This window comes from Maribacter sp. IgM3_T14_3 (genome assembly GCF_049603095.1).
Classification (GTDB): Bacteria; Bacteroidota; Bacteroidia; order Flavobacteriales; family Flavobacteriaceae; genus Maribacter.
In genome coordinates this window covers 2702614-2715461 of the sequence record NZ_CP187138.1, presented here as the reverse complement: position 1 = coordinate 2715461, position 12848 = coordinate 2702614, and the positions used below count along the sequence as shown (strand labels likewise).

10 protein-coding genes are annotated in these 12848 nt (G+C 30.8%); all 10 read right to left on the bottom strand.

Going from position 1 to position 12848, the window contains the following annotated elements; genetic code table 11:
* Nucleotides 1-30 precede the first annotated feature (30 nt).
* The 10 genes from ACPF9A_RS12185 to ACPF9A_RS12140 all read right to left on the bottom strand — a co-directional run bounded on the left by ACPF9A_RS12185 (nucleotide 31) and on the right by ACPF9A_RS12140 (nucleotide 12466).
* Nucleotides 31-1194 carry a glycosyltransferase family 4 protein gene (locus ACPF9A_RS12185; RefSeq protein ID WP_423997252.1) on the bottom strand — a complete coding sequence of 388 codons (1164 nt, stop codon included), beginning with the start codon at nucleotides 1192-1194 and terminating at the stop codon, nucleotides 31-33.
* A 44-nt stretch (nucleotides 1195-1238) separates the two neighbouring features.
* Nucleotides 1239-2495: an HAD-IIIA family hydrolase gene (locus tag ACPF9A_RS12180; RefSeq protein ID WP_423997250.1), complete on the bottom strand. Its 1257-nt coding sequence runs from the start codon at nucleotides 2493-2495 to the stop codon at nucleotides 1239-1241.
* Nucleotides 2492-3070 (bottom strand): D-sedoheptulose-7-phosphate isomerase, encoded by a 579-nt coding sequence (locus ACPF9A_RS12175; RefSeq protein ID WP_423997248.1) that lies wholly within the window; start codon nucleotides 3068-3070, stop codon nucleotides 2492-2494. The genes ACPF9A_RS12180 and ACPF9A_RS12175 overlap by 4 nt, the downstream gene beginning before the upstream one ends.
* Before the next feature lie 12 nt (nucleotides 3071-3082).
* The gene (locus tag ACPF9A_RS12170) at nucleotides 3083-4105 is read right to left on the bottom strand and encodes a hypothetical protein (RefSeq protein WP_423997246.1); all 1023 of its coding nucleotides are present in this window, start codon (nucleotides 4103-4105) and stop codon (nucleotides 3083-3085) included.
* Between the two features lie 86 nt (nucleotides 4106-4191).
* A complete protein-coding gene (locus ACPF9A_RS12165) occupies nucleotides 4192-5286 on the bottom strand; it encodes a glycosyltransferase family 4 protein (RefSeq protein WP_423997245.1) in 1095 nt (364 codons plus the stop codon).
* Between the two features lie 70 nt (nucleotides 5287-5356).
* A complete protein-coding gene (locus ACPF9A_RS12160) occupies nucleotides 5357-6664 on the bottom strand; it encodes an O-antigen ligase family protein (RefSeq protein ID WP_423997243.1) in 1308 nt (435 codons plus the stop codon).
* A 2-nt stretch (nucleotides 6665-6666) separates the two neighbouring features.
* Nucleotides 6667-9006 (bottom strand): GumC family protein, encoded by a 2340-nt coding sequence (locus tag ACPF9A_RS12155; RefSeq protein ID WP_423997241.1) that lies wholly within the window; start codon nucleotides 9004-9006, stop codon nucleotides 6667-6669.
* 88 nt (nucleotides 9007-9094) lie between these two features.
* On the bottom strand, nucleotides 9095-9910 hold the full coding sequence (locus ACPF9A_RS12150; RefSeq protein ID WP_423997239.1) for a polysaccharide biosynthesis/export family protein: 816 nt from the start codon (nucleotides 9908-9910) through the stop codon (nucleotides 9095-9097).
* 63 nt (nucleotides 9911-9973) lie between these two features.
* Nucleotides 9974-11326, bottom strand: a complete 1353-nt coding sequence (locus tag ACPF9A_RS12145; RefSeq protein ID WP_423997237.1) for an exopolysaccharide biosynthesis polyprenyl glycosylphosphotransferase — start codon at nucleotides 11324-11326, stop codon at nucleotides 9974-9976.
* 633 nt (nucleotides 11327-11959) lie between these two features.
* On the bottom strand, nucleotides 11960-12466 hold the full coding sequence (locus ACPF9A_RS12140) for a UpxY family transcription antiterminator (protein WP_423997235.1): 507 nt from the start codon (nucleotides 12464-12466) through the stop codon (nucleotides 11960-11962).
* Nucleotides 12467-12848: the final 382 nt, after the last annotated feature.

Sequence of the window (12848 nt, the reverse complement as noted above, 5' to 3'; positions counted from 1 at the left end):
GTTATTTGATTACATTCTCTTAGATGTGATTTAAGAATAAATTATATCTAAGACAGCAACGTAATGCTTTACCAAGCTATTTATTGATTTTTCACTATGGAAATCTTTTTTCATACTTTCAAATAAATTATTATCTATAAAACCATTAATTGATTTTGTTAATGACTCGGCAGAAACATTTTCAGCGACAAGACCATTTTTACCTTCAATTATATAATCAGGTAAACCACCCACTGGTGTAACTAAAACAGGTCTATTTAAACCATGTGCAATTAATATGACACCACTTTGGGTGGCATCGATATATGGGCAAACTATAAGTTTAGAATTCATTATAATTTCTGTTATTTCCTCATTGCTAAGAAATTTCTCCATAATTGATACCTTATTTTTGTTTTTGATGATATCATAATTTATTTCGAAATCTTTGAACGGTTTCCCTGCAATTATAAATTCTTGACTTGGATTTGTCTTATGAACGCCATTAATTGCCTCTATAAACAGGTCAATTCCTTTATATTTAGACAACCTTCCAACAAATGAAATTTTAGTAGGCTCAACAATGAAATCTGTTATTTTACTAAGTTCTTTATATATTGAACTAGGGCGAAGACGTAATAAAAATATTTTTTTATTTTTTGATAGCTGCTCTCCCAAAACCTCCTTACTATCATTTGCAAAGACTACAAATTTAGTGACCAGTTTAAGTAGAAATTTGGTAATTATATATCTTTTTATTTCAAATTCACCACTATGCATTTTAGGATCATGTACATTCAAAATCAATTTATTTCTATGTTTCAACAGAAATAATATCAAGGGGTATTGGCGAGAAACAAAACCATCTAAATGTATAAAATCAGGAGATATCCCATTTATAAATTTCTTGATTTTATTCGATATAGAATTTAAACTTAGTTTCGGTGAATAAACAACAAAATGAACTGATTTACATTTTTCAAAATATGGCTCTAAATAACCCAAATTCCAATCATTTTTTATACTCTCAAAAGAAACCAATGGAGGGTATGAATCGATATCAATTTCCAAATTTAAAATATTACTTTTTAGACCCTGTGGAGTTAATGCTATAAGAACATGTAGGTCATATCCGTTATTTGAGGCTGTTTTTATATGTTCAATTGCGGTATCTAAATAAGCAACATGAGTAAAATGAGTAATTATCTTTTTCATAAAATAAATTAGAATTCTAGAAGTTTTATTAAGGTGATTTTATTTTATTGTTTGACTTTTAATATTTCATCCAATTCATCCAAAGATTCTACAATAAAATCGGCTAGCTCTATTTTTTTTAATTTATAAATATCTTTGGAAACCAAAATTGTACATACACCAGCCTTTTTACCGGCCTGCATATCTGAAAGTGAATCTCCAATGAACCAAGTACTGTGATCAAGCTTTAACTCTGAAAAATCTTTTTCAGCTGCTAAAAGCATACCAGCATTGGGTTTTCTACAGGGTGATGAATCATCAATATCAGAACAAAAATAAACTTTGTCAATCGTCACGTCCTTATCCTTAAGTTGTTCTATCATTTTACTGTGAATACTTTTAAGTTGATCAGCACTTATCAAACCACGCCCAACACATCGTTGATTAGTAACAACAATTTTAAGTGAAAATTTATTATTATGCTTTTGAATAAAATCTATAAAGTCTTTCTTAAAATGAAATTGTTCCCAATTAAGAACATATCCATTTTCAATTTTGTTATTGATAACACCATCTCTATCTAGAAAGAGGTTTTTCCTTTTAGTTTCCTTTTCAATAAGCTTTACGATTTCCTTCTGGGCCTTTAAATAATCTTCTGGAATACCTATATCTAAAAAGTACTTTCCTGAATAAGGAACACCAATAAAAATTTCTTCTTTAAATTTTGCTAAAAAATATTCTGTTTCTAAAGAAAACTTATCTCCAAGTGAATCTACAGCATTACTAAAATATTCTTTATTAATTAAGTATACCCCAGCATTAATGTAAATTTCACCATTGTATGTTTTGTCTAAAAAATTAGTGATTTTAAGATCTTCATTAATTTCAACACCACCATATCTATTCTCATTGTAAAGTTTTTTCAAAGAAAACGAAACACTTGGCTTTTTTTCTTCGTGCACTTTGTACAATTTTTGAAGATCAATGTCGTAAAACGAATCTCCGTTCACTACAAGAACATCTTTAGATTCTGTATAAGTTAGTGCATATTTGAGGCCGCCACCCGTACCTAAAGGAAATTCTTCTCTAGCGTAATCAATCCTCATATCTAAATATGAATCTTTAAAATAGTCACTTATAATATCTGCTTTATAGCCAATTGAGAAAACAATTCGTTGAATTCCATTTCTCTGAAGATATGTCAAGAGATAATGTAGAAAAGGTTTTCCTGATATATCTGCCATAGGCTTAGGAACTTCTGAAACAACTTTTTGTAATCGAGTACCAAAACCACCGGCTAAAATAATTGCTTCTTTAATCATACTTGAGGAAAAAGTTTAGCTTCAATAATTTCACATAATATATGACCAATAAGAATATGACTTTCTTGTATTCTTGGAGTTATTTTAGATGGCACATTTAACAAGAAATCTGCCTTCTCTTTCATTGCGCCACCAGTCTCCCCAGTAAGTGCAACAGTAAACATTCCAAGATCTTTAGCCACCTCAAATGCCCTAACAATATTTTTCGAATTGCCAGAAGTAGAAATACCAATTAGTACATCTCCTTTTTTTCCTTGACCTTTAATAGATCTTGCATAGATTTCATCATATGAATAATCGTTACCCACTGCTGTAACGTAAGATGTATTTACATGTAAAGCTTCGGAATCTAAAGGTTCTCTGTCATAATAGAATCTACCGCTTAGTTCCGCTGCCAAATGCTGTGCATCAGCCGCACTACCACCATTACCGCAAAAAAGAGTTTTACCACCATTCTTATAACATGCTATACATAATTCAGCAACCTCATTGATTCTTTGAATTAATTTATCATCGGAAGCGATAAGTTGTTTAACTTGAATAGATTCAATAATTGTATTTTTAATATTCTCCATATTTCTTATTTTTTAGACTGTCCAAGTTACTAGACCTTCATCTACGAATTTAATTGTTCTTATTTCACCTTGAAAAGGTTTTAATGCTCTTATAACTTGGTATTTGGTGTTTGCGGGGCAATAAAAAAACATAAATCCACCACCACCAGCACCTGATATTTTTCCTCCAGTCGAACCACTTTCCATCGCTTTATCATATAGTTCATCAATAATTGGATTTGTTATTCCTGAGGACATTTTCTTCTTTTGCTCCCAACCAGAATGAAGAATATTACCCATTTCATCTATCTCACTTAAAAGCAATGCTCTTTTCATTTGAATCGCTTGATTTTTAAGTTGGTGCATAGCCTCTATAGACTTGGCATTTTTACTATTTACGTTCTTTATTTGTCCATCAATAATTTTAGATGAAAGCCTACTAGTACCTAAATAATATAAAATCAGATTATTTTCAAGTTCGTATATGTTTCTACTTTTGATTTTTAATGGATTAACAATTACTCGATTATCCTTTTCAAATTCCATAAAATTAAACCCTCCGAAAGTAGCAGCGTATTGATCTTGTTTTCCGCCTGACATATTCATATCTACCCTTTCAATATCAAATGCAAGTCTAGCTATATCGTACTCGTCTAATGGGAGTTTTAACCATTCAGCAAATGCCCCGACAATTGCAACTACCAAGGTTGAAGATGATCCTAAACCAGAACCTGCTGGTGCATCAACAAATGTATGCAACTCAAAAGACAAAGGTTTTAAGCTATAATCTTTAACTATACGATTATAAACCCCTTTCAATAAATCAAGAGTACCATTATATTCTATCTTAATATTTGATGGTACTCGCTCAATTTCATTTCTATCTTGAGAATGAAATAATATCTCGCCGCTAGTATTTGGAACTATAGTTGCATAAGCAAAAAGACTGATAGTTGCATTAAGTATTGCACCGCCAAATTGGTCAGAATATGGACTTACATCCGTTCCTCCGCCAGCAAGACCTATTCTAAGAGGGGCTTTACTTCTATATATCATAATGTTTATTTTATTTATATTTTACTAAATGAATTACTATTGCTTATTAATAAGAGGCTATGAAAACCAAACTCGTGCTAACAATATTATTGAATCACTTCCCTTATTTTATTTTCCATCTCTTTCATAATTATTTCGCGAGAAAATTTTTGTCCTAAAATCTTATTGTTTATTTGCATAGTTTGACGCATTTCTTGATTATCATAGAGTTTACTCAAAGCTTGTCCGATACTAATTGAAGACTTGCCATCAACCCAAAGGCAATTATCAGGTTCTTTTAAATAATCTTTCGCTGCCCTAATTTGAGTCGTAATTATAGGCATACCACAGGCTACAGATTTAAATAAGGCCATAGCGAACCCTTCGTCATGCGATGGAAATACTAGGGCATCGGTATTTGCATAAAATTGATCACATTCTGCTTCCGGCAAATAACCTAAGAAGCGTACATACTTCTCAACGTTAACTTGCTTGGCAAGTAACTTAATCTCATTAAATTCATTTCCATCTCCTACAAAGACAAAAATGCAATTATCGCGCTTATGGAAAAGAGGAATACTTTTAATAATATTGAAGACACCTTTCTCTTTTACCATACGCCCTACAAATAGAAATGTGAATTTATCGGTTGGTAAATTATATTTTTCCAAAAATAATGGTGATGATACTGATCTTTTTCTATCTATTATATTGGGTGTAACAAATGTTTTATCAAACATTACTTTATTGAACTTTTCAATCGTTAATTTTTCATCTTGAGATAGAAACCACCAAATATCTACGTTTTTGATTAAAAAATGTAAAACCAGTTTTCTATAAAATATGGACTTCTTTTTAAAAATATCAAAATTAGAACCATGAGATTTAATACCAATTTTGAAACTATTTCTAACAAAATATTTAAAAATAACCAATGTAATAAAATCTCGGGTAGACCCTACTGGCTCAAATCTTGAATTTAGGTATAAAAAATCAGGCTGAAACTGTCTAAGATGTTTAGCTAATTCAAAAGCATTAGAAATAACTCCAATAAGTTTGTTTAAAACACTTAAGCTAGAATTATTTCGGGTGTAAATTATAGTCTCACAATTATTACCCAAACTTTTTAGCCCATCTACTTCGTCCATAGCCAGGTTTACATGATTTTTGGGAGGTATTCCTATTAAAATTTTAAAATTCATAAAATGGCAATTTTCATAAATACTACAGATTGCATAACAAGCTTACAAAGTCTCTAATAAATGTTTCTCATTATAGTGTTTCATTAAGTATTCTATCTTCTTTAGAAAAAACCACTATAGTAAAAAATAAAATTAATGCGATCAATAAAAGAATACGATAATCAGTTAGGGTGTACACTGTATTAAAGGCTACTAACCAACTACATAAAGCTGCAATTAAAAAATATGTTTTTTTATTAACGGAACTAAAAAATATTCCCTTTGTAACATTTAAGAACGGAATTATAAAAAAAAGAGAAAATAGGGCAAAAGCAATGATGCCATGTTCTGCTAAGATTTTCAAATATCCGTTTTCAGGTTGTGTAAAGAACAAAAACTCACCTGGGGCAATTTCTAAATACAGATCTTGATTATATTTAGAAGTAAATTCCTGAAAATTTCCCAAACCAACCCCAAGAAAAGGGTGGTTTTCAATTATAATTATAGTTTCTTCCCAAATAGACTGTCTAAAATCAAGATCGTTGCTCAAATTACCTGACCTAGAAAATATAGCGTTATCAGGTGCAAATAAGAAAAGGCTTGCAATTGCAATAAAGCCTAAAACCAATCCATAAACTTTAACACGTAAATTGCTAAGAAGGAAGAGAAGTAATAAACCTACTAAAAAGCCTCCTACAGCTGATCTACTGCCTGCTAGAATTAGATATACTACACCCAATGTAAAACCACAGTAATTCAAATATTTCTTTTGTAATGAGATATTTTGTTGAAATAGTAAAAACATAAAAGATCCCATTGCCAAAAATTGCCCGTTTAGTTGACTATCACCAAAAATACCTTGATATCTTGTTACACCTGTATCTTCATTAAAAACATTTACACCAATATCTGGAGTAAGCGTAAATTTAAGACCAAACATAAATTGCAAGGTCATAAAGAATAGCGCAAAAATATAGGCCGTTTTAAAAGCGTTTATAATCTTCCAATGATCGAAGTTATTTTCAAAAGAAATGAATAAAAAACGCAAAAAAATAAAAACTGTAATAATAGGGTAATAGAAAAAATAATTACTAAAACCGAATTCGGCATTTAACCCACTAATAACACTCAGTATAAAAAAAAGTAAACCAAGAATAAAATAACCAGAGTATTTTAACGGTCTAGAAAAAAATATAAATTCTTTGAATAAAAAAATAAATCCAACCAAGGTAATTGCATCAAATACTCTCAAATAACCCAAGTATACTGGTATTATTTTAAGGTCTAAAAATGGAAGAGCATATATTACAAAAAGAACATAGGTTTCTACCTTAGGCTTGCGATAAAATAAAACCGTAAATATTAAGAATGTTAAGAGTGCTAATACGTAAAGTAGCATATTTAATTATTCTTTTTAACTCCGAACTTTTCTAAAACTTTGGTAATAAGTTTTTTTTCTTTATCTGATGCAGAAATTTCATATCCATACCCATAACCATACCCTTGCTTAATAATACCCCTCATTTTAACACCATTAAAAATAAGAGCACAATTTTCAAAACCTTTTCTACGTATAGTTTCATCGATATGTTGCAATACAAATTTAGGTGTATGATCATGGCGCACCACAATAACCGTTTTATCTGTATAAGACGCTATTAAATTAGCATCGGTAACCAATGTTGTTGGTGGTGTATCTATAATTACGGCATCAAATTCTTTCTTAATTTTAGAAATAAAAGTTTTAAAATTATCATTCACTAGTAAGTTAGAAGAATTCAATGTCTTATCACCCGAAGGAAATACGGTTAAATTATCAGTCTTTTGCACGCCAACATCCAACGTAATACCATCGCCCAATACTTGACTCATACCAATCTCATTTTCTAAATGAAATAACTGAGAAACGCCAGCCTTTCTTAAATCTAAATCAATCAAGGCAGTCTTCTTACCTGACAATGCTAACGTTAATGCCAAATTAGAACTCACATAACTTTTACCTTCGCCTGCAATGCTCGAAGTAACCATTACGGTTTGTATCGTTTTACCACCGTCATACATTTGCATATCGGTCAGTATACGACGAAATTGATCAACTATAAATAAATCTTTATGTTGTGTTACCAACAACTCTTCTTTAGGTTTGTCTAGATAAGCCACCTCCCCGACAACAGGTATATTATCATCTATTTCTAAATCTGATCGAAAAAGTATTTTTGTATTTAAAAGTTCTCTACCTGCAACATAGGCAAGACCTAAACCAATAGGAAACAATAAACCAATAAGATATACGACAGACTTTTTCGGCGAAACTGGTCTTATAGATGCCTCTGCTTTTTCTATAACTCTTACATTACCCAACGTAGGTGCAAAAGACAGTGCTGTTTCTTCTCGCTTTTGAACCAAAAAATCATATAAATCTTCAATACTCTTTTTTCGTCTATTAATCTCTAAGAACATACGTTCTTGTTCGGGTAATACATTCAATGCTTCGTTATACTTACCACTATTCGTTGTTAAACTTTCTCTACTTGCGTTTAGATTAGATTTTTGACTTCTCACATTTTCTAATATACTAGGCCGTATATTATCTATTTTATTTCTGACAACAGTTAACAAGGGATTATTCTCTGCCGTTGTTTTACTTAACTGCCCATATTCTATTTCAGCATCATACAATTTCTGTAATAATTGACCAAGTATAGGATCATTAACCCCTAATGTAGAAGGTACAATACCGGTATTATTACTCTTAGATACCACATACTTTTCTACTTTATCAAGAACTGAAAGCTGCAAATTAATCTCCCCTATACGACGATCATAATCGCCCACATTCTGCAAATATAAATTGCCTTGCTCCCCTAAATTAATAACACCCTCTTTAGAACGATATTTCTCTAAATCTTTTTCAACTGCCTGTAGTTCAACCCCAACAGTTTCCATACGCTCGTCAATAAAACTCAACGTATTAGAAGCCAGTGAATTCTGAGAGTTAATTGTTGCTTTTTTATAGGAATCTATAAGTTGATTGACGATATCATTACCCCTATTTGGAATAGGGTCGGTATACAATATTCTTACTACCGTAGCAGTTTTGCTTGCTGCACCAACATAGAGGTTACTTACAATTTGATTTATTCTAATTCTAGTTGGAATTAATTGAAATTTAAAAATCTTGTCTAAACTATACTTTACATTTCCATTTGGGAGAAACTTAAGTACACTACCTCCAAAAGGATTACCTACCCAAGTATCGAAAGGGGTACCTTCTCCGTCAATATATACTAGACCCTTTTCATAATCTACAGAAAACTCAACCTCATCAATATCCGCATTTATATTCACGTCTGATGGATCCATTAAAACTATCTTAATAGGAGCATCTTCATAATACACCCTATCCTTAAAAAAACCAGAAGTATATATTTTGGAATATAAGCCCAGTGTATTTACGACATCTTCTACAACATCTTTAGATTTTATGACCTCTATTTCATTTTCAACAATTTTTTTGGACTCAAACACATTAAAAGACTCCATTAATTGCGATTGATCCACGCCTTTTTTTTCATCATTTACAATCAATCCAGCAGAACTTTGGTAATGTGCTTCCGTTCTTAAAAGAAAAAGCTTAGCCAACAATACACCAACAACCCCCAAAACCACGAATAATGGCCAGAAAGGCAAGAATTTTTGAAGAATTATATGAAATAGATTTTGCTGTCTATTATTTGCCATTTGAAATAAAGAGGTTAAACTAATTTTTATATGAATATCTTATTTTAAAGCTGCCAGAGCACATTTTAAAACTTGCCGTAATCTAATACTATCTAAAATTGACAATTGTAATTATCCCTAAAGAAACTATGCTTAGGGCAACAGGTATCCATGGTCTTAATACGCTAGCTTCGGCAACCTTAGATGGTCTTGGCTCTACATAAATGACATCGTTGGATTTTAAGTAAAAATACTGCGAACTTAATATTTCACTAGAGGTTAAATCTAAATGATGTAATATTTTATTACCATCTACTTCACGAATCAGTGAAACTCTTTCTTTATTACCGTAAATAGTGATATCACCCGCTAACCCTAAAGCCTCTAAAACTGAAATTTTTTCGCTTGGTACCGTAAACACATTAGGTCTTAAAACTTCACCAAGTACAGATACTCTAAAATTCAGTAAACGAACATCTACAACAGGATTTAGCAACAATTTTTGCTCCGTTAACATTGTGGTAATATGATCACGAACCTCTTGTTTAGTTTTGCCTTCCACTTTTATCTCTCCTAAAATAGGAAACCGAATATTACCCGTTTTATCGACCAAATAACCAGAGGCTTGACCTAAAACACCACTAACTGTAGCTGTACTTGCACCAACCTGGTTCGAGGTATTGAACATATCTGCGGCTTCTTTGTTTACACTACTCACCGATATACTTAAAAGATCATTCTCATTCAATGTATCTTCTAAATTTTCAAACTGTGAAGAATTATAAATAGAATCTGGTGCTTCGTAGAAATAGGTAGATTTTTTCATATTACCACAAGATGCAAATAGCACCACACATAGAAAACCGACTATGTGTCTTAGCGATAATTTTCTAAAGTCCAAATTATTACTTTTTATATTTTTCATAACATATTCTTTTAATCAATATATCAATTGAGAGCATTCAATTTAAACAGCTTTACAAAAATACTAATAAGCCTTGTCCTCGCCTTTAATTATATTGTAAACCGTATAAAATAATATATGCATATCTAATTCCATAGACCATCTTTCTACATAAAAAATATCTAAACGCGTACGGTTTTTAATATCTGATGGTTTAATAATTTCACCTCTATAACCCTTTATTTGAGCCAAACCAGTAATACCCGGTTTCACAAAATGACGTACTAAATATTTATCAATTGACTTTTCGTAATCAGTAGTATGTACTACCATATGGGGTCTTGGACCGACAATACTCATATCGCCTTTAAAAACATTGATGAATTGTGGAAGTTCATCAATACTCGTTTTACGTATAAACTTACCAATTTTTGTAACCCGCATATCGCCCTTTTTCGCCATTTGGGAATCAGAATCTTTATTGACCGTCATTGAACGATATTTATAACACCAAAAAGTTTGTCTTTTATAACCATGTCTTAATTGTTTAAAATAAAAGTCTCCTGGAGAATCTAGTTTTATTAAAACATATAAAATTGGTGTTAACCATGAAAGTATTAGAAGAATAACCAACCCAGAAAAAACAATATCAAAAGCACGTTTTATAATGCGCGCATACTCGGTATCTAATGGCACATTTCGTAAATTTAGAACTGGAGTTGTATTATATGTTTCAACCGACATGGCACGATTAAATACATCCATATCATTTAAAATTACTTTAAATCGAATGAGATTATTGTCTGCAAAATCTACGAAGTTCTTTAATTCTTCTTCGCTAAAATTAGAAGCTACACAATAAATGATATCTACATCATAATTTAAAATATAGCCAAATGAGTCATTAATTTGACCTAAATATGTTGGACTCTTTGATTCTCTGTCTGAAAAATAACCCATGTAATGATAACCAAATGTAGGGTTATCGAAAACTTTCCTGATTTTCTTTAAATTTCTATCTCTACCTAGCACAACTACCTTAACGCTATTTCGACCTATTACCCTAAACTTACCTCGTACCCAAAAGAACAATACTCTGTACCAAATAAGACAAATGGCTAAAATTGTATAAACTAAATATTGATATCTAATAGACGGTATACTTTCATCTCTTATTGCAAACAATGCAAAGTAGGAAAGGAAGTAGACAAAAAGAATTTGAATGATTTTATGGAACCTAGTAAAAAATTGCTCTTTTCGTTCAGTAGTATAATAGTTTAAAATAAATGCAATAAACAGCCAGCTAATATTATAGTACGCAATATTAAATACATTCAAATATGTCTCTGGAGTTAAAATGAATAATACCCCATTTATGATACATAAATGTAAGAATATAGAAATCGGAATTATAAAGTCGGAATTACGGTATTTCATTTATAAAAAAAGGGAACCAAATAAATATGATTACTATGAGTTTTTAGTGCTTGCTCGGCAAAATTGGATAAAATTACTATTTGCGCCAACAACATTCGACGAATAAGTTATTTTACTTGATGATGTAATAGTGTACTACATGTAAACTTAATTCAATATCAAATAAGATTAAAAACTATTTCTAGAATTTAACGCCCGCTATTAAAATTATAATCACTTGGGTAATTTGAAAGAATCAGAATGAATTTAGGAAACAAACTCCATACTTCTGGTTAATTTCTACTTGAAGATATTAAACGGCTCCGCCTTTAAATCCACATGAAAAATTTCGCACTTTAAGATAGCGCGAAAATTAAATTAGATTAGTGTTTAATGTATTTGCAATAGCCTTTGTACATGTTTAGATGAAAAATCTTACAAACACCTCGATTAAAGCAAATTAATAGTTATGGTAGTGCAAATAAAAGTAATTTGAAAGGAATAAAAAAGTTAAGTGAGGTAATTAAGACTAACTACATAAACAAAATGTCAATCGTCAAGACTGTTAAAAAAAATGCTTACTAAATAACTTGTCAAAAAAAAATATGGTCTAAGCCAAGATTACAGTTTACGACAATAGTGAACTTAAATAGCTTATGCTACATCTCTAATTTTAGCCAACAAAACAATACCCAAACCATTTAAAACAAGTTTGAGTTCATTTTTACGAACTTCATGTATGGTAGCCTCTTTATCTTTGAAAGCACCTTTTTCAATAGTGATCACTTTTCCTTTTTGTAGATGCGAAGATTTGATATTGCAAATGTTGTCATTAGTTATCCATTCTTTGATAATGGCTATTTCAACATCACGTACTATTGCAGCTTTCCCTAACCAGTACAGGTAATTTTTTATATGGGAAGTTATAAAAACCGTATCTCTATCTGATTCTTTAAGTCTTACGAACAAATAATTTTGAAATATGGGAACTTCTAAAACCTTTTTTCGATCGCTCCATTGCCTAATTTCTTTCTTAAGAGGGCAGTAAATTTCAAAACCATGTCGCTCTAAAATTTCAGCAACCTGCAACTCTCGCTTTGTCTTAACGACCAAAACAAACCACTTTGGTGAATTAGTAAGAGTTACATTGCTTTCTGACATATAAGAGGGGACTGGTTAGTTACTTTACAATTATGTTAATAGATACTTGGTTCTTGTCAAGCACATGATATAATAACGATGTTAAACCCTATATATTGCTACCTATTGCTTTACTAAAACCATGCCATTTTATATGCATTATTGATACTATCATTTTATTAAAAGTGTATGCTTTATAAAAAAGAACTCTTGTTCAAGAAATAAAAAAAAATGGTGCCAATTAGAATGATAAACTTATATTTTTTAAAACAAATCAATTTTATTGTTAAAACAAGATTCTGTAAGCTTTGCAATTATTTGACTTTAAACTTTAATAAAGTACTGGTTATCCTATTATAAGCTATAAAACATACCTTCTTTTTTGAATACAGTATCTTTATAA